The sequence below is a fragment of the Alteromonas sp. CH_MED4-4 genome (assembly GCF_037029575.1).
GTDB classification, from domain to species: Bacteria; Pseudomonadota; Gammaproteobacteria; order Enterobacterales; family Alteromonadaceae; genus Alteromonas; species Alteromonas macleodii.
The window spans coordinates 1-23,633 of sequence record NZ_JAYMEU010000033.1; the positions used below are offsets into that span (position 1 = coordinate 1).

The 23,633-nt window shown below is 45.3% G+C and carries 20 protein-coding genes; 8 read left to right on the forward strand and 12 right to left on the reverse strand.

Features of this window, described 5'->3' with window-relative positions:
• Nucleotides 1-270: 270 nt before the first annotated feature.
• From WA381_RS17880 to WA381_RS17890, 3 genes are all read left to right on the forward strand, one after another.
• Complete coding sequence (locus WA381_RS17880) at nucleotides 271-2,193, forward strand: PrkA family serine protein kinase (protein WP_014975982.1); 1,923 nt, start codon at nucleotides 271-273, stop codon at nucleotides 2,191-2,193.
• An 85-nt stretch (nucleotides 2,194-2,278) separates the two neighbouring features.
• On the forward strand, nucleotides 2,279-3,565 hold the full coding sequence (locus WA381_RS17885) for a YeaH/YhbH family protein (RefSeq protein WP_061485149.1): 1,287 nt from the start codon (nucleotides 2,279-2,281) through the stop codon (nucleotides 3,563-3,565).
• Between the two features lies 1 nt (nucleotide 3,566).
• A complete protein-coding gene (locus tag WA381_RS17890; protein ID WP_014978686.1) occupies nucleotides 3,567-5,114 on the forward strand; it encodes a SpoVR family protein in 1,548 nt (515 codons plus the stop codon).
• Between the two features lie 28 nt (nucleotides 5,115-5,142).
• Here WA381_RS17890 and WA381_RS17895 read toward each other — a convergent pair whose 3' ends face one another.
• From WA381_RS17895 to prmB, 3 genes are all read right to left on the reverse strand, one after another.
• Complete coding sequence (locus tag WA381_RS17895) at nucleotides 5,143-6,360, reverse strand: MFS transporter (protein WP_061485147.1); 1,218 nt, start codon at nucleotides 6,358-6,360, stop codon at nucleotides 5,143-5,145.
• Nucleotides 6,361-6,513: 153 nt separating this feature from the next.
• Nucleotides 6,514-7,611, reverse strand: a complete 1,098-nt coding sequence (gene aroC / locus WA381_RS17900) for a chorismate synthase (RefSeq protein ID WP_014948759.1) — start codon at nucleotides 7,609-7,611, stop codon at nucleotides 6,514-6,516.
• A 9-nt stretch (nucleotides 7,612-7,620) separates the two neighbouring features.
• Complete coding sequence (gene prmB / locus WA381_RS17905; protein ID WP_039226525.1) at nucleotides 7,621-8,556, reverse strand: 50S ribosomal protein L3 N(5)-glutamine methyltransferase; 936 nt, start codon at nucleotides 8,554-8,556, stop codon at nucleotides 7,621-7,623.
• A gap of 152 nt (nucleotides 8,557-8,708) precedes the next feature.
• Between prmB and smrB the strand changes: the two genes are divergently transcribed.
• Entirely contained in the window at nucleotides 8,709-9,359 is a 651-nt protein-coding gene (smrB, locus tag WA381_RS17910) for an endonuclease SmrB (protein WP_069943938.1), read from the forward strand.
• Between the two features lie 29 nt (nucleotides 9,360-9,388).
• Here smrB and WA381_RS17915 read toward each other — a convergent pair whose 3' ends face one another.
• The 6 genes from WA381_RS17915 to WA381_RS17940 form a co-directional block, all read right to left on the reverse strand.
• Nucleotides 9,389-9,514 (reverse strand): hypothetical protein, encoded by a 126-nt coding sequence (locus WA381_RS17915; RefSeq protein WP_012517787.1) that lies wholly within the window; start codon nucleotides 9,512-9,514, stop codon nucleotides 9,389-9,391.
• A gap of 179 nt (nucleotides 9,515-9,693) precedes the next feature.
• On the reverse strand, nucleotides 9,694-10,107 hold the full coding sequence (locus WA381_RS17920; protein ID WP_014948756.1) for a hypothetical protein: 414 nt from the start codon (nucleotides 10,105-10,107) through the stop codon (nucleotides 9,694-9,696).
• 98 nt (nucleotides 10,108-10,205) lie between these two features.
• On the reverse strand, nucleotides 10,206-10,664 hold the full coding sequence (locus WA381_RS17925; protein WP_014948755.1) for a hypothetical protein: 459 nt from the start codon (nucleotides 10,662-10,664) through the stop codon (nucleotides 10,206-10,208).
• A 291-nt stretch (nucleotides 10,665-10,955) separates the two neighbouring features.
• Nucleotides 10,956-11,594 (reverse strand): transglycosylase SLT domain-containing protein, encoded by a 639-nt coding sequence (locus WA381_RS17930; protein WP_014948754.1) that lies wholly within the window; start codon nucleotides 11,592-11,594, stop codon nucleotides 10,956-10,958.
• Between the two features lie 67 nt (nucleotides 11,595-11,661).
• On the reverse strand, nucleotides 11,662-13,260 hold the full coding sequence (gshA, locus tag WA381_RS17935) for a glutamate--cysteine ligase (RefSeq protein WP_156086103.1): 1,599 nt from the start codon (nucleotides 13,258-13,260) through the stop codon (nucleotides 11,662-11,664).
• A 74-nt stretch (nucleotides 13,261-13,334) separates the two neighbouring features.
• Complete coding sequence (locus tag WA381_RS17940) at nucleotides 13,335-16,220, reverse strand: M16 family metallopeptidase (RefSeq protein WP_156086102.1); 2,886 nt, start codon at nucleotides 16,218-16,220, stop codon at nucleotides 13,335-13,337.
• 337 nt (nucleotides 16,221-16,557) lie between these two features.
• On the opposite strand from WA381_RS17940, the gene WA381_RS17945 reads away from it, so the two are divergent.
• The 3 genes from WA381_RS17945 (at nucleotide 16,558) to WA381_RS17955 (ending at nucleotide 18,910) form a co-directional block, all read left to right on the forward strand.
• Entirely contained in the window at nucleotides 16,558-17,124 is a 567-nt protein-coding gene (locus WA381_RS17945) for an Hpt domain-containing protein (RefSeq protein ID WP_014948751.1), read from the forward strand.
• The gene (locus WA381_RS17950) at nucleotides 17,124-17,876 is read left to right on the forward strand and encodes a pseudouridine synthase (RefSeq protein WP_156086101.1); all 753 of its coding nucleotides are present in this window, start codon (nucleotides 17,124-17,126) and stop codon (nucleotides 17,874-17,876) included. The genes WA381_RS17945 and WA381_RS17950 overlap by 1 nt, the downstream gene beginning before the upstream one ends.
• A 92-nt stretch (nucleotides 17,877-17,968) precedes the next feature.
• Entirely contained in the window at nucleotides 17,969-18,910 is a 942-nt protein-coding gene (locus tag WA381_RS17955) for a ketopantoate reductase family protein (RefSeq protein WP_156086100.1), read from the forward strand.
• A gap of 40 nt (nucleotides 18,911-18,950) precedes the next feature.
• On the opposite strand, the gene lysS is transcribed toward WA381_RS17955, so the two are convergent.
• Both lysS and prfB read right to left on the reverse strand, forming a co-directional pair.
• Nucleotides 18,951-20,519, reverse strand: a complete 1,569-nt coding sequence (gene lysS, locus WA381_RS17960; RefSeq protein WP_014948748.1) for a lysine--tRNA ligase — start codon at nucleotides 20,517-20,519, stop codon at nucleotides 18,951-18,953.
• Nucleotides 20,520-20,542: 23 nt separating this feature from the next.
• Nucleotides 20,543-21,641 (reverse strand): peptide chain release factor 2 gene (gene prfB / locus WA381_RS17965; RefSeq protein WP_101563798.1). Its coding sequence is split into 2 segments (ribosomal slippage): nucleotides 20,543-21,565 and nucleotides 21,567-21,641, totalling 1,098 coding nucleotides; the frame shifts between segments, so codons are not numbered across the junction.
• Between the two features lie 311 nt (nucleotides 21,642-21,952).
• Between prfB and WA381_RS17970 the strand changes: the two genes are divergently transcribed.
• Nucleotides 21,953-22,171 (forward strand): hypothetical protein, encoded by a 219-nt coding sequence (locus WA381_RS17970; RefSeq protein WP_039222898.1) that lies wholly within the window; start codon nucleotides 21,953-21,955, stop codon nucleotides 22,169-22,171.
• A 226-nt stretch (nucleotides 22,172-22,397) separates the two neighbouring features.
• On the opposite strand, the gene WA381_RS17975 is transcribed toward WA381_RS17970, so the two are convergent.
• Complete coding sequence (locus tag WA381_RS17975; protein WP_156086099.1) at nucleotides 22,398-23,483, reverse strand: alkene reductase; 1,086 nt, start codon at nucleotides 23,481-23,483, stop codon at nucleotides 22,398-22,400.
• Nucleotides 23,484-23,633 lie beyond the last annotated feature (150 nt).

Sequence of the window (23,633 nt, forward strand, 5' to 3'; positions counted from 1 at the left end):
TGTGCGCTTAGGTCTTTGATTACTTGAAGTTGTCATAAAGAAGTCCTCTTTACGTCAACGTATTTTAGGACGGGACAATCAGTTATAAAAAGCCCCGCTTCCAAGCGGGGCTTTTTTTATGCACTATTGTTCATTAAGTGACACTAAATTCTTATTAAAGTTGCATTTTTCATTAGACGAAAAGATTAAAAACTATACACAATAATTACTATCGTTTTCCCAAATACCTACTAAGCTGAAATTACGGGGTTCCGTATTTAAGGGGTATTCATGGGTATTTTTGAACACTATCAAAGTCGCTATGAAGAGCGAAAACAGGAAGAGTTCACCATTGGGGAGTTCCTTGAAATTTGTAAAGAGGATCAAACCGCTTATGCAAATGCAGCAGAACGTTTGCTACAAGCTATTGGTGAGCCTGAATTAATCGACACTGCCAACGACCCGGCACTTAGCCGCATTTTCTCAAACCGCGTTATTTCTCGTTATCCAGCTTTTTCAGAATTCTATGGCATGGAAGAAGCCATAGAACAAATCGTTTCTTACCTTAAACACGCCGCACAAGGTCTTGAAGAGAAGAAACAAATTCTCTATTTGCTCGGCCCAGTGGGTGGCGGTAAATCGTCTCTGGCAGAGAGACTTAAAGAACTGATGCAGCACGTACCTATTTACATGCTGAAAGGCTCGCCTGTTAACGACCATCCATTCTGTCTGTTTGATGTCAAAGAAGATGGCGACATTTTACAAAAAGAGTACGGCATTCCTAAGCGCTACTTAAAAACCATCATGTCGCCGTGGGCACGCAAACGCCTGCATGAATTCAATGGCGATATTACCCAGTTCAAGGTGGTTCGCGTTTATCCATCAGTGCTCGACCAGGTGGGTATCGCTAAAACCGAACCCGGTGACGAAAACAACCAAGATATTTCATCTTTGGTGGGTAAAGTTGATATTCGCCGCTTAGAACAATATGCACAAAACGACCCTGATGCTTACAGTTATTCAGGTTCACTATGTAAGGCCAATCAGGGCTTAATGGAATTTGTGGAGATGTTCAAAGCACCGATTAAAGTGCTGCATCCACTTTTAACTGCTACACAAGAGGGTAACTACAACCCAACAGAGGGCTTCTCTGCGCTTCCCTTCGATGGGCTTATACTTGCGCATTCAAACGAATCTGAGTGGCAATCGTTTAGAAACAATAAGAATAACGAAGCCTTCCTAGACCGTGTCTATATAGTAAAAGTACCGTACTGTTTGCGAGTACGTGAAGAAATTAAGATCTACAAAAAGTTACTAGACAGCAGCGAGCTTAACGGCGCGCCCTGTGCGCCAGACACGCTAGAGTGTTTAGCGCAGTTTACTGTGTTATCGCGCTTGAAAGAGCCAGAGAACTCCAGTCTATTTTCTAAAATGCGCGTGTATGATGGCGAGAGCCTGAAAGACACCGACCCGAAAGCCAAGTCTTATCAAGAGTACCGCGACTACGCCGGTGTCGATGAAGGCATGGAAGGGTTATCCACCCGCTTTGCATTTAAGATTCTCTCCAGGGTTTTTAACTTCGATCATCAAGAAGTGGCGGCAAACCCAGTCCATTTGTTTTATGTACTGGAGCGTCAAATTGAACGGGAGCAGTTCCCTCAAGAAACCGCTGATAAGTATTTGGAGTTTTTGAAAGGCTACCTCATTCCTCGCTACGTGGAATTCATTGGTAAAGAGATTCAAACGGCTTACTTAGAATCGTATTCTGAATATGGGCAAAACCTGTTTGACCGCTATGTAACCTATGCTGATTTCTGGATCCAAGACCAAGAGTATCGCGACCCAGAAACCGGACAGCTGTTCGACAGAGCGTCACTGAATGCTGAGTTAGAAAAAACAGAGAAGCCTGCAGGAATAAGTAATCCGAAAGACTTCCGTAACGAAATCGTTAACTTTGTTTTGAGAGCCCGTGCAAATAACGGCGGCAAAAACCCAGCATGGACCAGTTACGAGAAACTTCGCACCGTGATTGAGAAGAAAATGTTTTCTAACACGGAAGACTTACTGCCGGTTATTTCTTTCAACACCAAAGGCTCTGCAGAGGAGCAGAAAAAACACGACGACTTTGTAAATCGTATGACCGAGAAGGGATATACGCAAAAACAAGTTCGGTTGCTGTGTGAATGGTACCTGCGCGTACGTAAAGCGTCTTAGCGCTAAACGCATGTGGTGCTGAAGCGCGTGTAATGCGTGCTTCAGCACGGGTATTTGTAGTTCACAACAAGACAAGCAGGTGTGTATGGCGCATTTTATTGACCGAAGGTTAAACAGCAAAGGTAAGAGTACGGTAAACCGCCAGCGCTTTATTAAGCGTTACAAACAGCAGATAAAGCGCGCTGTTTCTGATGCAGTGGGTAAACGTTCTGTTACCGATTTAGATTCTGGCGAGCAAATTAGCATTCCAGCCAGAGATATCTCTGAACCTATTTTTCATACCGGCCGCGGCGGCAGTAGAGATATTGTCCACCCCGGCAACGACCAATTCACAGCGGGTGATAAAATTGATAGGCCGCCAGGCGGCGGTGGCAAGGGCGCAGGCGAAGGCGACGCTAGCAATGAAGGCGAAGGCCAAGATGAGTTCGTATTTTCTATATCTAAAGACGAATATTTAGACCTACTTTTTGAAGATTTAGCGCTTCCCAACCTAAAGAAAAATCAATTTGATAAAGTCACCCAATACGAAACCTATCGCGCAGGTTATCAGACCGATGGCGTGCCAAGTAATTTAGATATTGTTCGCTCACTCAAAGGCTCTGTGGCAAGGCGTATTGCCTTAAGCGGAAGTGATAGAAATAAACTGAGAGAGCTTGAAGAAAAACTTGCACTGCTTATAGAAGACAAGCACGACAATACGTTAGCCATAAATGCATTAAAAGAAGAAATTGAAGCACTTAAAGCCAAAATAGCCCGAGTGCCTTTTATTGATACTTTCGATTTGCGCTTTAAGAACTATGACAAGCGTCCGCTTCCCTCAAGCAAAGCCGTAATGTTTTGCTTAATGGATGTATCTGGCTCTATGGACCAAGCCACCAAAGACATGGCTAAACGGTTTTATATCTTGCTGTATCTCTTTTTGACGCGAACCTACGAAAACGTAGACGTGGTGTACATTCGTCATCACACGCAAGCGAAAGAAGTAGACGAGCACGAGTTTTTCTACTCTCAAGAAACCGGCGGCACTATTGTTTCAAGTGCATTGAAGCTAATGGATGAAGTCGTTCGCGAGCGCTACAGCGATGGAAACTGGAATATCTATGCAGCACAAGCGTCAGATGGCGATAATTGGGCTGATGACTCGCCGCAGTGTCGTGACTTGCTTACCGCTAAACTGCTACCCGCAACCCGTTACTATGCCTATATTGAAATAACCGAGAGGCAGCACCAAAGTTTGTGGCGAGAATACGAGAAAGTGGCCGCCACTCACGACAACTTTGTATGTAAGCACATACAAACACAGGCCGACATCTATCCTGTGTTCAGAGAGCTATTCAAACGCTCTGAACAAGATGCGCAGCAAGGAGCCTAATATGACAACCGACGCTATGGCAAAAGAAAACAGCAAGCCTGAAACTTCAAAACGCCACTTATTAAGCGATGGGCCCGACTGGACGTTTCCACTTATCGAAGAGTATGAGCAACATATCGATCGCATCGCCAAAAAATTTAAGTTAGACACCTATCCCAATCAAATTGAGGTGATCACCGCAGAGCAGATGATGGATGCTTACGCCAGCATCGGCATGCCGCTTAACTACACGCACTGGAGCTTTGGAAAAAAGTTTATTCAAACTGAGCAACAATACCGTCGTGGACAAATGGGGCTGGCTTACGAAATCGTCATTAACTCTGACCCCTGCATTGCGTATTTAATGGAAGAGAACACCATTACCATGCAAGCGCTCGTTATGGCTCATGCGTGCTACGGTCACAACTCATTCTTCAAAGGCAACTACTTATTTAAAACCTGGACCGATGCCAGCTCTATCATCGACTACCTGGTCTTTGCTAAAAACTACATTGCTAAATGCGAACAAAAATATGGATTTGATGAAGTCGAAAATATGCTCGACTCGTGCCACGCGCTAATGAATTACGGCGTTGACCGATACAAACGCCCGCAGAAAATTTCGTTACAAGAAGAGAAAAACAGACAAGAAGAGCGCGAGGCCTACCTGCAATCGCAAGTGAACGAGCTTTGGCGCACCCTGCCAAATAGCCCGCATAGCAAACACAAAGAAAAAATTCGTTTTCCACAAGAACCGCAAGAAAACCTGCTTTATTTTATTGAAAAAAACGCACCTTTACTTGAACCTTGGCAACGTGAAATTGTGCGTATTGTTCGGAAAGTTTCGCAGTATTTTTATCCGCAGAAGCAGACTCAAGTAATGAATGAAGGATGGGCCTGTTTTTGGCACTATCACATTCTAAATGAGATGTATGACGAGGGTTTGGTCAGCGACCGCTTCATGATGGAGTTTTTGCACAGTCATTCAAGCGTCGTTATGCAGCCAGAGTACAACAGCCCTTATTACTCTGGCATCAATCCGTATGCGTTAGGCTTTTCCATGTTCATGGATATTAAACGGGTGTGTCAGTCTCCCACTGAAGAAGACTATAAATATCTTCCAAGTATTGCGGGAAAAGACTGGCTTGAGACCGTGCATTTCGCCATGGAAAATTTTAAAGACGAAAGTTTTATCAGTCAGTTTTTATCGCCTAAAGTTATTCGCGACTTTAAGTTATTCGCCCTTGAAGATGACACCACCAAGCCCTTTATTGCGGTGAGCGCTATTCATGACGAAATGGGTTATCAAATTATTAAAGAGAAGCTGTCTGCTCAATACAATTTGAGTAATTTAGAACCCAACATTCAGGTACATAACGTTGATGTAAGAGGCGACCGTTCGCTTACTCTTCGCTATATTCCTCAGCGAGGAATTCCGCTAGGCGATTCAAAAGATGAAGTTATGCGCCACCTGCACAGGCTGTGGAAATTTGATGTACGTTTAGAGCAAGACAATGGTGATGATGGTATTGACGTGATATCAGAGTGTAAACGTGCACCGCAGGCGTAAGCCTGCGGTCAGCCATCAGAACAAGATTTTAAGCCGCCTTTGCACTTTCCATTTCTTTTCTGGAACACAGTAGCAGTGACAGTGCGCCTATTGCTGCAAAAACGGCTGCGGTAACGAACGTCTCATAGGCGTTAGTGCCTTGCTGCCACTGCTGCCCTGCCATGTAGTTTCCAAATGCGCCACCTAATCCAAACGCTATACTGATGTATACCGCTTGCCCTCGGCTTTGATACGCCTTCGGCAGGAACTGGTGGATAAAATGCACCGATACTGCATGCGTTAAACCAAAGCTTAACGCATGAATAAGCTGACTCAACACAATCACCATAAAGGTATCAGCGAATGCCGCCATGACATACCAGCGAAGCCCTGTCAGTGCGATGCTCACAAACAATAAATTCCACACGCCAAACTGGCTAATCAGACGGCGGGCAATAAGAAATATCCCCACCTCGGCAAGTACCCCAAGCGCGATAAAGATGCCAGTTTGTTGGCCGCTGTAATCAAGGTCGCGCATGTAAAGTGCGAAAAATCCGTAATACGCACCAAAGCTAATTTGCAAGCACGCTGAAGCGAATATAAAGATGGCGAAAGGTTTTTGTTTGGCGTATTTCCAAATACTTCCCGCCGTAGACGTTTCAGGTGCAGCTTCTTTGGGCGCACGTATGAACAAGGTACTGATGAACAGTAACGCGAGTACGCCAATACTGGCGTGCACTGGCGTGTCGGTAGAAAAAATATCTAGGGCTTGACCCACACCTACCGTCAAACAAATAAAGCCAACGCTCCCCCATAGCCTTACCTGCCCATACGTGGCATTGGTTTTCGCCACCGTATTCATCGTGATAACTTCAAGTTGAGGCAACACCGCTGTCCAGAACATCATCATTAACCCGAAAGCCAACGTAAGCCCCCAAAAACTGGTGAAGTAAAACACCGAACTGAAAGTTAGTACGGTGAGCAAGCAGCCTAAACGCATTACGCCAATGGCATTACCCGTTTTATCGGCCACGCCAGCCCACAGGCCTGGCCCTAAAATACGCGCTAGCGTTATAACAGCAAAAAGTTCACCGATTTCGGCAGAGGAAAATCCCCGCCCATCAAGGAAGATACCTAAATAAGGCACAAGCACGCCAAGCTGACCGAAGTAAAGCCAGTAGGTGATAGCAAGAATAAAGAGGCCGGTTTTGCTGCTTGCTGGGCTCGCCGCAGTATTGTTGGCATCGTTTAGGCCATTTGGTGACAATTCACATCTCCATATGCAAAAACGCCACTAGCGCAGAACCGGCAGTGGCGAATGATAAAATTAATTAGCGCAACATGCGCTCATACTGCGTGTATCTTTAATCCGCGTTAACGTAGCAGTCTTGGCATTGCGGTCTTGCGATTTAAAAAACTGCTATGCCTGACCCGCAATTGGTTTCGTGGTCGACTGCACACCGGCATTTTGCGCGCGGTGGCGTAGCAGATGATCCATCAATACCAGTGCCAGCATGGCTTCGGCAATAGGTACAGCACGGATACCCACACACGGGTCGTGACGACCTTTGGTGACGATATCGATTTCTTCATTGTCTTTATTGATAGTTTTACCGGGAACCGAAATACTTGAGGTCGGCTTAAGCGCCATGTGTACTTCAATATCCTGACCGGTAGAGATGCCGCCTAGCACGCCACCTGCATGATTAGATGTAAATCCTTCAGGAGTAAGCGTATCGCGGTGTTCACTGCCTTTTTGATTAATAACATCAAAACCATCACCAATTTCCACGCCTTTCACGGCGTTAATTCCCATCATGGCGTGGGCGATTTCAGCATCTAGCCTATCGAAAACAGGCTCGCCTAGGCCTACAGGCACATTCTTCGCAACAACCGATACTTTCGCGCCAATGCTGTCGCCTGACTTTTTAAGGTCTCGCATGTACTCGTCCAGCGCGTCTAGCTTAGACTCATCAGGACAGAAAAACGGGTTAGTGTTGGTTACGCTGTGATCAACCTTATCTACTGTTACCGGCCCAAGCTGAGACAAATAGCCTAATACCTCAATACCGTGCACTTCTTTAAGGTACTTTTTCGCAATACCACCTGCGGCTACGCGAATAGCCGTTTCACGTGCAGACGAACGACCACCACCGCGATAGTCACGGCTTCCGTACTTTTGATCGTAGGTATAGTCAGCGTGGCCTGGACGAAAGCGGTCCTTGATATTGCCGTAATCTTGGCTTCGCTGATCTTTATTTTTAATTAATAAACCAATACTGGTGCCAGTAGTTTTACCTTCAAATACGCCAGATAAAATTTGTACTTCATCGTCTTCTCTTCGCGCCGTAGTATAACGAGAGGTGCCGGGCTTACGTCTGTCTAAATCAACCTGAAGATCTTCTTCAGTGATCTCAAGTCCTGGAGGGCAACCGTCTACTACACCGCCAATTGCAATGCCGTGGCTTTCACCAAACGTGGTTACAGTGAAAAGTTTTCCGAAGCTGTTACCTGACATAATTAACTATTAATCCTTACTACTAAAATACTGTACTAGTGTGTCTTTGCGCACGGCGAAAATACCTGAACCACCGTTATCGAATTCAAGCCAAATCACTTCTAACCCGGGGAACCTTTCGCTCATGTGCACTTCGCTATTTCCAACTTCAACGAATAACCAGCCACCGTCATTAAGGTAAGTTGGCGCCTCTTTAAGCATGATATCAACCAGTTCCAGACCGTCTTCACCTGCGGCAAGGGCAAGCTCAGGCTCGTGGTGATACTCTTCAGGCAAGTCAGCCATGTCCTCTGCGTCAACATAAGGCGGATTAGACACGATAAGGTCGTATTTTTGCCCTTCTAAACTTGAAAACAGGTCAGACTGAATGGGATAAACACGGTGACTAAGACCATGCTCCTGAATATTAATATCGGCCACTTCCAATGCATCTGTGCTGATATCTACGGCATCTACCTGCGCCTCTGGGTATGCATGAGCAAGCGCAATAGCAATACACGCACCGCCCGTGCACATATCAAGAATACTGTTAGGCGTCGATTCTACAAATGGCGCAAACTCTTTTTGAATAAGTTCAGCAAATGGAGACCGAGGAATGAGCACTCGCTCGTCTACGTAGAACGGCATACCGCAGAACCAGGCTTCGTTTGTGATATAAGGCAATGGCATGCGAGTTTGCACGCGCTTTAAAACAAGCTCTGCAATCTTCTCTCGCTCGCTTTTCGTTAAGCGAGACGTCATTACGCTGTCCCCAACTTGCTCTAATATAGGATGAGGCAAATGTAAGGCTTGCATAACTAGGCTTGTCGCTTCATCCCATGCATTGTCAGTACCATGACCAAAATACAAAGCCGCATCGTTAAAACGGCTGGTTGCCCATCGTGTCATATCTAACAGGGTATGCAGATCTTCAATGGCTTCTTCAAGGTAAAACTTATCGGTCATGGCGTTTGGGTACATCAAAAATTTCAAAGCTGGTATCATACCCAAACTTCATACCGATTCACATAATTAACTACGTACCGAATCTTTCTATTCGTTATAATTTAGGCGTTTTGAATCGTTAAACTCGAGTGTATTTACCCAAGCTGTTGTTGATGAAAACCTTTAAAAAAGAACTCAAAGCATTAAAGAAGCAACTTTCTGAACCTCATCGCCATAACAGTCAGGCGAGACAGGAAGGCGCCCGTAATGGAAATATGTCTACGAATACCGAGGAAGAGACCTTTTCATTTGCCGATGCAATGCAGGGAGTGACGCCTTTATCACAGGATAAAGTTGAGCCTGATAAGCAAGTTGAGTTATTTAAGAAGTCGCAGCAGGTAAAAGGTAAACACCTAAAACACAGTAAGCAATTAGCGGCAAGCTTCGACTTTTCTGATATGTACCAGGCAGCGTTGCCGCAAGAAGGGCCCATGCGCTTCTGCCAAGAAGGTGAGTCTACGCATATTTTGAAGCAGCTGCGCCGTGGCGACTACTCGCCAGAAATGACTTTAGATTTACATGGCCTTACCCGAGAGATGGCAAAAGCCGAGCTTGCCGCACTTATTCACACGGCAAGAAAAGAACTGATAGATTGCGTGTGTGTAATGCATGGTTTTGGTCAGGGCGTGCTAAAAGCCGCCCTGCCCCATTACTTAGTTCAGCACCCACACGTACGTGCATTTCATCAAGCGCCCCTCGAATACGGTGGACAAGCAGCACTACTGGTACTCATCGACATACCGCTTCAAAACAACAAGCGTTAATTTGCGCCTGGACAGCCATACATGGTGACTTATTTGTCTTCATCTGCACTGTTGTGCATAAACAAATAAGTGTAATACATCATCATCGCTACAATAATGCCTATACCGAGTAGTGAGCCCCATACTACGGGGTCTTTCATCATAGTCCACAACATAAGTAATCTCCTCTTCAACTAAGTAAATAGTAGAAGAGGCGTTAGATAGAGGATGTGATCCAGATCAAATTCGATTTCTAGTCGTTAGCTGTCGGCCTAATTATTTGATCCAGGTCAACATACAGTTAATACCAATCCCCCATATTTGTCGCGCCATCACAATTGGGGCTTTGCCATACTTAGTTGTAACGATTGAATATGTTCAGGTTTCCCTCATAACCAAGCAAGGCCTCCGCATTACGGCACAGCTGCTCCATCGACTCACTAACTTGTATATCAAAATTTGGGGGTGTTGCTCGTAGACTGTGTTGAAAGATTTTGGCGTTTACATGGTTCGCAAGCAAAAGAAAACCCAAACACCCATACGTTCTCAGAAAGGGAAGCCGTGAGCAAAGTTGAGATGCGGCAGTATGTGTAATCGTTAAACTTTTGTCGGGAATAGATAGAATTACCCACTTATCAAGTTTCTGACCCTCTCTTGCGATATTCCTAAACCATCCGTCGACAACGCTATCGTCGTATACATTGCTTGGTATATCAAATAGAACATTGTTGACGTTGAAAAAACGGTATTGATGCTGACTACCTACCATGGCTACCTCCTGTTATGCCTTCATTCAATTGGTAGAGTGGAGCACTGAGCAAAGATCAGTTTTGACAGGGCGAATTCGCCTAGTTAGGACTGTTATGGCTATCGTCTGGCATTATTGAACTGATTAACATTGTGGGCCTGCAGACAAGCAAGTACTTTTTCACTCAACCACAGTGTTGCCTGAGCAGTGTCGTCAAAGTATTCGAATGCTAGTGTTGAAGATTCATAAACACGAGACCAAAACTTCTTTTGCATTGCCACACCTTCTGGTTCATGAAGCACCACTGCCGTGGCGATTAGTCCCAATGCTACGGCTTTACTAACAATTTCTTGCCCAGCGTTAGTAGCCTCCATGGGCGCAAGTGCTAGACCATGCACATTTACTAAGCTTCCCCAACACGGTGTATCAATATTCTTTCTTTGTGCGCCAACCACACGCTCATACTTTTGCATGAACTCAAGATTAAACGGACCTACTAAGTCTATATGTAGAATATTTTGCTCTGCTTGAAAATGAGCGTGAACCTCTCCATGCGCACTAAACTTGTCTATATCCATACGTTCCTCCACTTGAAAAGTATAGAACAAGATCAGGGCCAGATAAATTTGTTGCATATTTAGGGATAGAATTAATTTACAAAAAGGTATTGCAAATCATTCTCATTTACACTATCTTGTAAATGCCTGTTCGACGTTGGGTAAAAAACGGTCTTGGCTTAGCGTCGCTGAGGGATAGACGCCCGTCTATCCCTCAATTTTTTTCTTCAATATATTTTCTACTTATTTTAATCAACGTTCATAGACGCATAAAAAAGCGACTATCACGTCGCTTTTTCTCGCTTCTTTAATTTAGCTAAACAGCTTCATAAACCAACCTTTTTGGAGATCTTCCTCACAGGTTTTAAGTTGAGTAGCATAGCGCAGCGAGCGCGCTTTAACTTTTGACGCCACTTTCTTCAGCCACGGCTTTCTATCATAGCTTCTGCGTTTGTACCCGCCCCATCCTTCGTGATAGTTAAGGTATTGCGCGTAGGCGTCCCATTTAGAAATACCGTTCACTTTTTGCGACTTGTAAATAAACCATCCCATAAAGTCGATAGCGTCCTCGAAATCATCACGATCCGCACCACTGTTATCTGTTTCTCTCATATAGTCAGACCACGTCGGTGTTTTCGCTTGTGAATAGCCATAAGCCGAACTAACACGCCCCCAAGGAATAAGCCCGAAGAAAACGTAATCACGCGGTGGAAGCGCATCGTGGCGGAAGGAACTTTCTTGATACATCATGGCCATTGGAACATGTATAGGCACACCCCATTTATCACGGGCATCAGCAGCTGCATCATACCAATCGTCCTTTTCGTAGAATATTTCGCACAAATTACTGATGTCTTTAGGAGGCGTAGTTGCACACCCAGCGATAAACAGCGGAAAAAGAACGATGAGAGTTGATAAAAAAACAACCAATTTTTTGAACTTTTGGTTCATAGCTTGTCTTAACTAATGTTCTAGTAAAATGTGTGTTTCCCTGGAACCTTTTAATGCCTGACCTATGTCAGGCATTTTTTTTTGCTGGGGCCTCAGCGAAATAATCACGAATAAATGTATCAAAGTCTTTAACATCAGCAGCTTCTATTTCTTTTTGAGCAGCAAACGACACGTCAGCTTGGGCAGCAAAACCAGCAGCATCCGTATCCGTGTATTCAAAAGACTTCATCTCAGCTTGATAAGCTTGTGCCAGTTCTAAGCCCAACACGCCATTATCTTTGTCACTTTCTAGCAAAGTAGCAAGTAGTTTACCTGACGGTGTTAGCGCCGGATCCGCCACTTTTTCAGCCTCGACGTTCACCGCTTGTGTATAACGCGACGTATCATTGGCTAAATCGAGTAATTCGGCCGCTTGCTCGAAGGACTTAAACAGCGAGGCACACCAGTCAGGTAGTGAAATATTTTCTCCGCCATTTTGCAGGAGCAAATCAGGGTTTCGCCCTTCTAACACCACTTTATTCATATTCTCTTTAGCTTCTTTAAGCTGCGCTTCGTCAAGTTCTGCACTTGGCATTAGTAAGCACGCAACTAAGAAAACATCTAAGAAATCGAATTGCGTCTGTGAAATACCAATTGCCGAAAATGGATTGACATCTAGAGCGCGCACTTCAATGTAGCTGATACCGCGTCTAACCAAAGCGTCTGTTGGCTTTTCCATTGACTGAGTGGGCTGCTTAGGGCGTATAGGCGAGTACAGTTCATTTTCAATTTGAATGATGTTGCGACTTAACTGTTGATAATTGCCCTCTTCGCCTGCAGCAAACTGGCTGAACCGGGATGACGGCGTATTCATCGCATCGCGCAGCAAGGTGACATAGTTGTCTAGCTTGTTGTAACAAATCTTAAGCGACGATTGCTCTGCACTTGTGTAGCCTAAATCACTCATGCGAAGTGATGTCGCGTATGGCATGTATACCGTGCCCTTACCTACCTTTTTAAAAGGTAACGCATGCTGCTTTCCTTTTAAAAACGATCCACATAATGCAGGGGATGCACCGTACAAATAAGGAATAAGCCAACACAACCTGCGGTAGTTGCGGATCAATCCAAAGTAATCGGCCGAAGTCTGCTCTTGAGAATGTTCTTTTCCGTTCAGTTCAGCCCATAGCTTCCAAAACGTTTCGGGAAGAGAAAAGTTGAAATGCACGCCGGCAATTGCCTGCATCATACTGCCGTAGCGGTTTTTAAGACCAATGCGATATACACGCTTCATCTTGCCCACATTTGACTCACCAAAATAGGCGATGGGAATGTGCGCTTCATCATCTATAAAGCATGGCATACTTAGCGGCCATATTTGCTCTTCACCAATATTATCAATAACGAATTTATGGATATCTTTTAACTGAGAAATCGTTTTGGCAGCACTGTTTTCTGGCGGCGTAATGAATTCAAGCAACGATTCAGAAAAGTCTGTGGTGATTGAATCATGGGTTAGCGCAGTTCCCAGCGGTTTAGGATGGGGTGTTTGTGCCAACGTACCGTTCGGGTTTATACGAAGGGCTTCGCGCTCAACGCCGCGCTTAATATCTTTTAGCGCAGCGAGAAATTCGGGTGACTTAAGCGCAGCAATGCGCGCTTCAAAACGGGATGAGTCTACAGTCAAAATGGTGGTCCGTTATGTCAATATAGCCCCCTGTTATGGGGGGCAATAATGTAAATTCAACAAAAATCAATCTATCAGTTTAACGTTTCTCGGGTGTTACTCTCTACTGATAACTCGATAATTGGCATCGATAGCGCGTTTAACTGAGGCAAAATTTTAGCTTTATCGCCTACTACAATAATTTGCATCTTATCAAGATTCAAATATTGCTTTGCCAAGGTATCCATCGTTTTCTTATCAATATTGTTGATAATAGCAAGCTGCTCTTCACGATAGCCTTTATCAAGACCATAGCTAAGCAATTGCCTTAAAAAGCGCGCTTTACTGGTAGGTGTTTCAAATTCAAGTGCGTCGCTTAACGTAAAGGCATTGCGCATGAACGCAATTTCTTCCTCGGTTACACCTTCAGTGCGGTAGCGATTAATCTCTTTTAAAATTTCAGCGATACCTTCACCTGTGTTAGCAGCAGTGAGGTCGGTACTTGCTTCAAACCAGCCAAGGGTTTTGCCACCAACGAAACCACTATTTGCTCCATAGGTGAAGCCTTTATCTTCTCGAAGGTTCAGATTTATGCGGCTATTAAATGCTCCCCCTAATGGGAAGTTCATAAGGCGAGACTTAAAGTGATCGCCTGTCGCATCAAAAGGTAAGCTTCTATCAACAATAAATACTACCGACTGAACCGCTTCTGGGCTATCCACTAGGAAGATTTGGTTTTCTTCGTACTTGGGAAAATCGCTGTAATCAGCAAATTCATAGGAATTCCCCTTCCACTGACCAATAAAGTCTAGTGTATTCACCATGTCTTTTTTCGGTAAGTTACCCACAACGACGATACTCGCTTTATCTGGCGAATAGTAATTGGCATAAAACGTTTTAACATCTTCCAACGTAATATTCTGCACAGTTTGCAGCGTGCCTTCATCCGGCAGGCTGACACGATTCTCTTCACCAAACAAAACGAGGTCACGCGCGCGGCGGGCTAAGCTAGACGGCGTTTTCGCTTGTTGCTGCAAGCCTTGTACAACACGCTCTTTCATGCGGTCAAAATCTTCTTGAGTGAACGCAGGGTTGAACAGCTTTTCTTTTAATAGCGCTAGGGTTTCATCTAAATGCTTGGTTAAAGTAGACACGTAAACCTGTGAGTATCTACCTGCAGTACTAAATCGGATAGCGCTACCCAGTTTTGCAAGTTCGCTAGCTAATTCTTCATTGCTGTAATGCTTTGTAGTTTCATTCATAAGTAACGCGGTTAAGTAGGCCGTACCCGCTTTACCTTCAGGGTCTAGCAACATGCCGCCATCCATACCTAATGTAAGCGTTACCGTTGGCGTTTCGGTGCTGGTTACGCCAAGTATTTCAATGCCGTTAGCAAGTTCAGATTCCCAATAATCAGGAACTTCCACAACCGGTGCCTCACCGGCTTTCGGCATTACGCTTCTATCAAAGCTAGGGGCGGTATTGGTAGATAGGGCACTGGTAACAGCTTCATTTTCAGACACTTCTACCGTATCGATTTCAATATTTCTCACCGGACGTTCAAAGGTCTGCTTAGCCGCAGCGAGCTGAACCTGCCCTTTGGGCACCACGCTTAATACAACGCTATTGGCGTCTTTAATATATTTGTTGTAAACACGCATCACGTCTTCAGCAGTTACGGCGTTGTAGCGCTCAATATCTTCAGCAATCAAATCTGGCGTTTGGTAAAAGGTTTCGTTAGCAGCGAGGGCTGACACTTTGCCAGATACACTTTGTAAACCAAATACCGTACGCGCTTCAATTTGCCCTTTTGTACGCGCTAAATCATCTGCCGTTACACCACGTGTTTCAAACTCTTTAAGGGTTTCATTCAGTACGTTCTGGAGAGTAGAAAGCGAGGTGACTTTTGCTGGATTAGCCAAAGCGAGTAGCTGAAATTCACAGGCAAGTTCGCGGCAAGGGTGAGACACCACGGCTTGCACCGCCATGCCTTCTTTCACTAGGTTTTTGTAAAACAGTGAGGTTTTTCCACCGCCTAAAATATCGGCCAATACGTCCAGTGGCGCTTCGTCTTCATGGCGACCATACACTGTAGGATAAGTTATTTGCAGAAGCGGAAGATGAACTTTATCTTCTAACGTTACATAACGGGTTTCGTCTAGCGTTACTGGCTGAGGCTCAGGCTCTTCTACTTTCGGTCCTGTTGGGATTTCCCCAAAGTACTTATTCACCCACGCTTTGGTTTTGGCTACGTCGATATCGCCACCAATAGTTAGGACCGCATTGTTCGGGCCATACCAGCGCTTAAAAAAGGCTTTTAGGTCATTGACGTCAACGCGGTCTAAATCTTCTACATAGCCGATAGTCATCCACGAGTATGGATGCCCTTCGGGATATAACGCTTCACCATTAAGCTCGAAACGCAATCCGTAGGGCTGATTGTCCACACGCTGCGCACGCTCGTTTTTAACCGTTTCTCTTTGGTTTTCAAACTTAGTTTGGTCTACGGCTTCTAACAGATAGCCCATTCTGTCAGATTCTAGCCAAAGGACTTTCTCCAATTGGTTAGCCGGTACGGTTTCAAAATAGTTTGTGCGATCGGTATTGGTTGTGCCGTTTAAGTTACCGCCCGATTCCGTAACAACCTTAAAATGCTGCTCATCGGCAACGTGTTTTGAGCCTTGAAACATCATGTGCTCAAAAAAGTGAGCAAAACCCGATTTACCTACCTCTTCTCGCGCAGAGCCAACGTGATAGGTAACGTCAACATGAACCAGTGGATCAGAATGGTCTTCGTGGAGAATGACGGTAAGTCCGTTTTCTAATGTGTACTTTTCGTAAGGAATAGACACGGTGTTCGACGAATCAGCTACTGTGTTTAGTTGGTTATTCGTCTTCTCTTCCTGTACGTGCTGACACGCTGTTACTGCAATGACGCCTATGGTCATAACGAAGGTACGTAGGGTCAGTTTTCCTGACATGATGATTCCTTTTAAATTACTACACATTCTTCACTCTGCCTTTTCACTCTATATTCACTGAGTGGTACTTGGCTTATTGGGTGAAAACAGAGGTTGCTATCTCTATAGCGCAAGCGAATTTTCGAAGACTACCAGACTTTTTAGCGCTTTACTTGCTTCGACTTTGCTATGATTGTATTAATTTGTGTATTTCTGAAATACACTTACACTTCATAGTCTTTTGTAAAATAGGCTTTAGCCAGTTGAATTCGCTAAGTGGTACGAATGAACTGACAAACGGTTTCCATTTGGAATAGAAATAGCCCAATAGAAGTTGCGAAATAAAAAGGATAGTTGCATGGATCAGTCAACAACAGTAGTCGATATTGATTTTGGAATGTCACAGCTAAGTGGAAACAAAAAACTGTTGTTCACCCTACTTGGTAAGTTTACAGACGAATACCGTTCTCTTGATGCTGACTTGCAGGCGCATGTTGCTAAGGGCGATTTTAATGAGGCTTACTCTCTTGTTCACACACTAAAAGGCGTGACAGGAAACCTAGGGCTTTTTGCTTTGCACAATGCGAGCAAGCCTGTAGAAAGCGGCTTTAGAAACGACAAACGCGTTGCTGAACAATACCCTGCTTTTATCGCAGTACTAGATGAAACCATTGCTGCGGTTGATGCGTTGATCAAAGAGCCAGAAGTCACAGCTTCTGCCCCGGCACCGGCGAATGGAGCAGCAGCTGAGCAAGCGCGAAAACAGTTAATGACAGCGCTGAAAGCGAGCGAGTTTATCGCCCAGGACAAACTGGATGAATGGCTAGATGCCCTTGCCCTACCTCAAGAAAAGCGCTCGGCTATTATCGATGCGGTAGACGAACTTGACTATGAAGAAGCCATTTCAGAGTTAGAAAATAGCTAGTGCAGCCGATCCCCGTTCTCTTTGAAAATACAGACCTCATTATTGTTAACAAGCCTATTGGCATTGCTATGCACGATGCCACTAATGAGGCAGATGTTAGAGAAAATATTGCCGAAAACGGCGAACCAAAAAAAATAGACGGCATTGTCACCCGATTAAAAAAGCAGTTAGCCGTAACAGAACTGCATCTTTGCCACCGCTTAGATACGGGCACGTCGGGCTGTTTATGTCTTGCTAAAAATGCAGCTGTAGCCGGAGAAATTGGCGAGCTTTTCTCATCAAGACGCGTCAGCAAATATTACTTGGCTTTAAGCAGCCAAAAGCCCAAAAAAAAGCAAGGCACGATAATGGGCGACATGAAAAATCGTCGAGGCGGCCAGCGGATTTTGCTAAAAACCTCAGAAAACCCGGCTATCACTCAGTTTTTCAGTAGCGCGGCTAAGCCCGGCACACGAGGCTTTATCGTAAAGCCTCACTCGGGGAAAACCCATCAAATTCGTGTGGCGCTTAAAAGCATTGGCGCACCTATTTTGGGTGATACACTTTATGGGGGTGAGACATCAGACAGGCTGTATCTTCATGCATGGCATTTACAGCTTCCTTTATCTTCTGGTGAATTAGCAGTTACGGCACCTTTCGATACAGGTGAAGTCATAAACGAAGCCGATGTGCAGACTTGGTACAACGGGCTTAATGCGCCTGAGACTTATCCATGGCCTTCCCTGCCCGCACGCTTTCTGCCGGCGTGCTAGGGGAAAACGCGAACGGCCTAATAGGTGCTAACCTAATAGGTGCTAATAGTCATAAGAAAATAGAAGCTACTTTCAATGTTTAATAGGTGCTAATGGGTAAACTACATATAGTTGGCGGCGGTGCCATAGGAAGCCTGATTGCTGCAAGCGCCCAGAAAAATGGCGTGCCGTATGACTGCTACCCCAGAGACATGAAAACCATGCCCTCTTGCGCACACTGGCAAAACGGCCAAACCACTGCGCTAAAACCTGCGAAGCCTTCACCTATCGTGTTACCTAAAAGTGATGTGCTGATAATCCCCTTAAAAGTATATCAACTTAAAGCAGCCCTATTGCAATGGCTTCCCTATCTCACACAACAACCTACCGTTGTGCTGCTTCACAACGGTATGGGCGGACTTGAGATCGCAAGAGATTTACTAGGCGGCGATTATCCGTTGCTTCTTGCTACAACCAGTCATGGCGCGTTAAAAGTAAGCGCGTCGAGCGGCGATTTTCATGTTAAGTATACTGGCGTTGGCGCAACGCAAATTGGCGCGCCTAATGTAGATAAGCCATCACCTCAAACATTGGCCGCCCTCTCACAAATAGCGCCACAGCTAGCCAGCGCAATTGCGACGTTAGATAAGGCTCTTCCGCCAGTGCAATACCAAAATAATATTCTAAGAGCATTGTGGACGAAGCTTTCCGTTAATGCTGTGATTAACCCACTAACGGCGCTTCACAATATCCAAAATAAGCACATTGCTAAGCCTGAATTTGAACAAAGCCGTATTTCAATTTGCAATGAGTTTACTCAGGTAGCGGATGCTTACGGGCTAGATTTTGATGCACTGTCAGTTCATGAAAATGTGCTGTCTGTAGCCAAGGCGACCGGAGAAAACTACTCAAGTATGCATCAGGATGTTGCTCACGGTAGACAAACAGAAATAGACGCCATCAACGGTTACATTGTAGATATGGCAACAAAAAAGGGTATTCCCGTTCCCGAGAATACCCTTTTAGTAGAGCGTGTTAAGGCGCTGAAGCTTTAACAGCGCCGAGCACCTAAATCACGCTATTTGAGGATTAAGATTATTCTTGTTCACCCGCTTCTTGCGCGTCTTTTGGCGCCTGAGGCTTCATGTGTGGGAACAAGATAACATCTTTAATGGTAGAGCTATCAGTAAATAGCATAGCTAGACGGTCAATCCCGATACCTTCACCCGCCGTTGGCGGCAAGCCATATTCAAGGGCGCGGATGTAGTCATCGTCAAAGTGCATGGCTTCATCATCGCCTGCATCTTTTTCTTCAACTTGCTTCGCAAAACGTTCTGCCTGATCTTCCGGGTCGTTAAGCTCGCTAAAGCCATTCGCTAATTCACGTCCACCTACAAAGAACTCGAAGCGGTCGGTAATGAATGGGTTGTTGTCGTTACGGCGCGCAAGCGGCGATACTTCCCACGGATATTCTGTAATGAACGTAGGTTGAATAAGCTTCTCTTCCGCGGTTGCTTCGAAGATTTCGCAAAGGTACTTACCCGCACCCCAAATGCCATCAACTTCAGGCTCTTTAATGTGAAGCTGTTTTGCCATTGCTTTAAGCGCGTCAAGGTTCGCCTCTGGGTCGCGAATAGCTTCTTCGTTAGCTTCTGGCCAGTACTTAAGAATAGCTTCGCCCATGCTTAAGCGGTCAAACGGCTTACCAAAATCGTATTCAACTTCAGACGTTACGTTACCTTCAGCGTCTTTAGTTGTGTTTTTGATAATGCTTGTACCAAGAATATCTTCTGCCAGCGTGCGCAGCATATCTTCGGTAAGGTTCATCAGGTCGTTGTAGTCTGCATACGCTTGGTAGAACTCAAGCATAGTAAACTCTGGGTTGTGACGAGTTGATAAGCCTTCGTTACGGAAGTTACGGTTAATTTCGAACACACGCTCAAAACCACCAACCACTAGGCGCTTAAGGTAAAGCTCTGGTGCAATACGCAGGTACATATCGATGTCTAGCGCATTGTGGTGAGTCACAAACGGCTTCGCTGTCGCGCCACCAGGAATAACCTGTAGCATTGGCGTTTCTACTTCAAGGTAGTCACGTTCGGTAAGATAATTGCGAATACCGTTTACGATCTTGCTACGGATCATGAACGTTTTGCGCGTTTGTTCACTTGTGATCAAATCAACGTAGCGCTGGCGATATTTCGTTTCCTGGTCACTCAAACCGTGGAATTTTTCTGGCAATGGACGAAGTGCTTTGGTTAGCAACTCGTATTGCTCCATGTTCACGTAAAGGTCGCCTTTACCTGACTTATGTAGGTCACCCGCCACGCCAATAATGTCACCAATATCTAGTGCACCATATTTTGCTTTAAGGGCTTTTTGCGTGTCTTTATCTGCGTATGCCTGAATACGGCCAGTCATATCTTGAAGCAACATGAAAGGACCACGCTTTGCCATAATACGGCCAGCAATGCTTACTTTGTTACCCTGCTCTTGTAGCGTTTCTTTGTCGAATTCACCGAACTTAGCTTGAAGCTCATCCGCATAGTTTTCGCGACGGAAGCTGTTTGGGAAACCGTTTGCACGGCACTGCTCGCGAATAGCGCTTAGCTTAGCACGGCGCTCTGCAATCAATTTGTTATCGTCTGTTTGTTGGTCAGTCATAACCTTTCACTTCGTTGTTCGGTTTACAGCCCGGATTTCAGGCTGGCTTCAATAAATTTGTCCAAGTCGCCATCCAGCACGGCTTGAGTGTTGCGTGTTTCCACGCCAGTACGCAAATCTTTAATGCGGGAGTCGTCCAAAACGTAAGAGCGTATTTGGCTTCCCCAGCCGATATCAGACTTGCTGTCTTCCATCGCTTGTTTTTCAGCGTTTTGTTTTTGCAGTTCAAACTCATAAAGTTTGGCTTTTAACTGCTTCATCGCCTGATCTTTGTTTTTGTGCTGCGAGCGGTCGTTCTGACACTGCACCACAATGCCCGTAGGTTCATGGGTAATACGTACCGCTGAATCTGTTCTGTTTACGTGCTGGCCACCCGCGCCCGATGCGCGATAGGTGTCTATACGTAAATCAGACGGGTTGATTTCAATATCGATGTCGTCATCAATTTCAGGATATACAAACGCAGATGAAAACGACGTATGACGGCGGTTGCCCGAGTCAAACGGCGATTTACGTACTAAGCGGTGTACGCCTGTTTCTGTGCGTAGCCAGCCAAACGCATATTCGCCCTGAACGCGCAGCGTAGCACTTTTAATGCCCGCGACTTCACCTTCCGACACTTCAATAAGTTCCGTTTTGAAACCGTGCGCTTCGCCCCAACGCAAATACATGCGCAGCAGCATATTGGCCCAATCTTGTGCTTCTGTACCACCAGAGCCCGACTGAATATCAATATAGCAGTCGTTTTCGTCGTTAGGGCCAGAAAACATGCGGCGAAACTCAAGCACTTCTAGCTGCTCAATTAAGCCTTCAAGCTCACTTTGGGCCTCAACGAAGGTATCTTCATCTTCGGCTTCAACAGCCAATTCAACAAGACCTTCAACGTCTTCAGTTCCCTGATCGAGCTTGTGGATCGTCTCTACGATTTGCTCCAAGGCCACTTTTTCTTTGCCAAGGGCCTGCGCTCTGTCTGGCTCGTTCCAAACGTCAGGACTTTCTAACTCTCGGCTAACTTCTTCTAAACGCTCTGACTTTGCATCAAAGTCAAAGATACCCCCTAAGCGCTTCAGTGCGCTCGCGGATATCTTTTATCGCATTCATAACGGGGTTTATTTCAAACATAGTCCGCTTATTTCGTTAAAAATTTAAGACCGCGGATAGTACCGAATTTGAAGGAATTTTGATAGGGGTTGGCGCAAATATTGCGACACTGAGCTTGTGCTAATTTTCGTATGGATTTTAAGCACCTTCGTTGAAGCGAGTATTTTCACCGTTCAATGGCGCGCACATACTGTTGGGTAGGCTGTCTTAGCCCATACAAATAGAGTAAATGTTTGAAAAAGCAGCCTTCAGCTGCACTAGTTTGGAGCATTGCTACTTAGTGTCGCGTGCGTTTAGTGTGCGAATTGATTGGAAAATCTTTTAGGAAAAGTATGTCGTTCAATAATTTGTCTTATGCCGTTATCGGCGTACTTCTCGGTCTTTTTGTATTGGCCTTGGGTCAACTCGTCGATTGCCAGAACCTTGCGGGGGCAACGATGGCGTTGCAGTGCCCCAACGGCACGCCCATTTCTAAAATGTGGCTTGCCACGTCAATGCTAATAGCGGGAAGCGGAATTTTCACTTGGCTATATCGCAATCGTAAATATTAACCGTAAAGTGCAGAAATGACTCGGTGAGTATCAACGGTGTTAACACATCACTGCGTATAACTGTTACGTAATGAGTCTAACTGCTGACTGACGAAAGTAAGATTTAGAACGAACAACATGTTTTAAGTGCTGTTCGTTCTGGTAAAAAAAGAGCCATGCTCACTTTTAATGGATTGCCCCTTTTTCCTGAGCAAAGTGTTTTTTACACACCCGCTGGAATTTCCGGCTATTTAGCAAAAGAATAATCTGTGTAGCCCTTCTCACCACCACCAAATAACGTATCGGGGTTGTGCTCATTCAGCGGTACATTATTCGCCAGTCTGTAGGGTAAATCTGGGTTCGCCACGAAAGGTCGACCAAAACCAATCATATCTGCCCACCCTTCAGTTAGAGCTTGTTCGGCACGCTCTGTGTCGTACTTTCCGGCATAAATGAGCAGACCGCTATAGGCTTCCCGAATAGCCATCTTGAATGATATTGGCATTTGCGGCGCATCATCCCAGTCGGCTTCAGCAATATGCATATAGCCAATCTTGAAACTATTAAGCATGGAAGCAATAGCAAGATAGGTCTCTTCGGGATTGTCGTCGACCGTCCCGTTTAATGTTGTTAGGGGCGCCAAACGTACACCTACTTTATCAGCGCCAATTTCCTCAGACACAGCCTGCACCACTTCTTTCAAGAATCGAATACGGTTCTGTACACTTCCGCCGTATTCATCAGTTCTTGTATTACTTTGAGAATCAATAAACTGGTTAAGCAAGTAACCATTAGCCGAATGCAACTCAATGCCATCAAATCCGGCATCTACGGCATTGCGCGCCGCAACGCGATACTCTTCCACCACGGCTTTTATATCTTCAATGCTCATTTCTCGGGGCATGACCGACTCAACAAAGCCAGGGTTGCCGCCTTCATCAACAAATACTTTTACGCCTTTTGCTTGAATCGCCGATGCGCTAATTGGCTGCTGCCCCTCTGTATTTGAAGGATGGGATACGCGGCCCACGTGCCAAAGTTGCGCAAACATCACACCACCCGCTTCATGGACTTTATCTGTTACCAACTTCCAGCCATCGATTTGCGCCTTGGTATAAATACCCGGCGTCCACGCATAACCCTTACCGAGTGCCGAAATTTGTGTGCCTTCACTCACAATAAGCCCTGCACTTGCGCGCTGAGCGTAATATTCAGCCATAAGGGTGTTGGGCACATCTCCCGGCTGCGTTGAGCGGGAGCGGGTCATTGGCGGCATAACAACCCGATTGTTCAGCGTTTTTCCAGACAGCGATAGGGTTTCAAATAATTTCATAATACAGTCCTTTGAACTTTATTCTTGCAATTTACACGTTTAGATAACGGTAAATATAAGGCCCTATAGCTGGCTTAGAACCCGTACTTTTAACAAAGCACTTTTGCATTTTTCACAAAAGTACCGGTGTATTTCGACGACGTTATCCCA

Coding starts and splice junctions, on each gene's coding strand:
- WA381_RS17880 (WP_014975982.1), top strand. CDS start 271: ATGGGTATTTTTGAACACTATCAAAGTCGCTATGAAGAGCGAAAACAG.
- WA381_RS17885 (WP_061485149.1), top strand. CDS start 2,279: ATGGCGCATTTTATTGACCGAAGGTTAAACAGCAAAGGTAAGAGTACG.
- WA381_RS17890 (WP_014978686.1), top strand. CDS start 3,567: ATGACAACCGACGCTATGGCAAAAGAAAACAGCAAGCCTGAAACTTCA.
- aroC (WP_014948759.1), bottom strand. CDS start 7,611: ATGTCAGGTAACAGCTTCGGAAAACTTTTCACTGTAACCACGTTTGGT.
- prmB (WP_039226525.1), bottom strand. CDS start 8,556: ATGACCGATAAGTTTTACCTTGAAGAAGCCATTGAAGATCTGCATACC.
- smrB (WP_069943938.1), top strand. CDS start 8,709: ATGAAAACCTTTAAAAAAGAACTCAAAGCATTAAAGAAGCAACTTTCT.
- WA381_RS17915 (WP_012517787.1), bottom strand. CDS start 9,514: ATGTTGTGGACTATGATGAAAGACCCCGTAGTATGGGGCTCACTACTC.
- WA381_RS17920 (WP_014948756.1), bottom strand. CDS start 10,107: ATGGTAGGTAGTCAGCATCAATACCGTTTTTTCAACGTCAACAATGTT.
- WA381_RS17925 (WP_014948755.1), bottom strand. CDS start 10,664: ATGGATATAGACAAGTTTAGTGCGCATGGAGAGGTTCACGCTCATTTT.
- WA381_RS17930 (WP_014948754.1), bottom strand. CDS start 11,594: ATGAACCAAAAGTTCAAAAAATTGGTTGTTTTTTTATCAACTCTCATC.
- WA381_RS17940 (WP_156086102.1), bottom strand. CDS start 16,220: ATGTCAGGAAAACTGACCCTACGTACCTTCGTTATGACCATAGGCGTC.
- WA381_RS17945 (WP_014948751.1), top strand. CDS start 16,558: ATGGATCAGTCAACAACAGTAGTCGATATTGATTTTGGAATGTCACAG.
- WA381_RS17955 (WP_156086100.1), top strand. CDS start 17,969: ATGGGTAAACTACATATAGTTGGCGGCGGTGCCATAGGAAGCCTGATT.
- lysS (WP_014948748.1), bottom strand. CDS start 20,519: ATGACTGACCAACAAACAGACGATAACAAATTGATTGCAGAGCGCCGT.
- WA381_RS17970 (WP_039222898.1), top strand. CDS start 21,953: ATGTCGTTCAATAATTTGTCTTATGCCGTTATCGGCGTACTTCTCGGT.
- WA381_RS17975 (WP_156086099.1), bottom strand. CDS start 23,483: ATGAAATTATTTGAAACCCTATCGCTGTCTGGAAAAACGCTGAACAAT.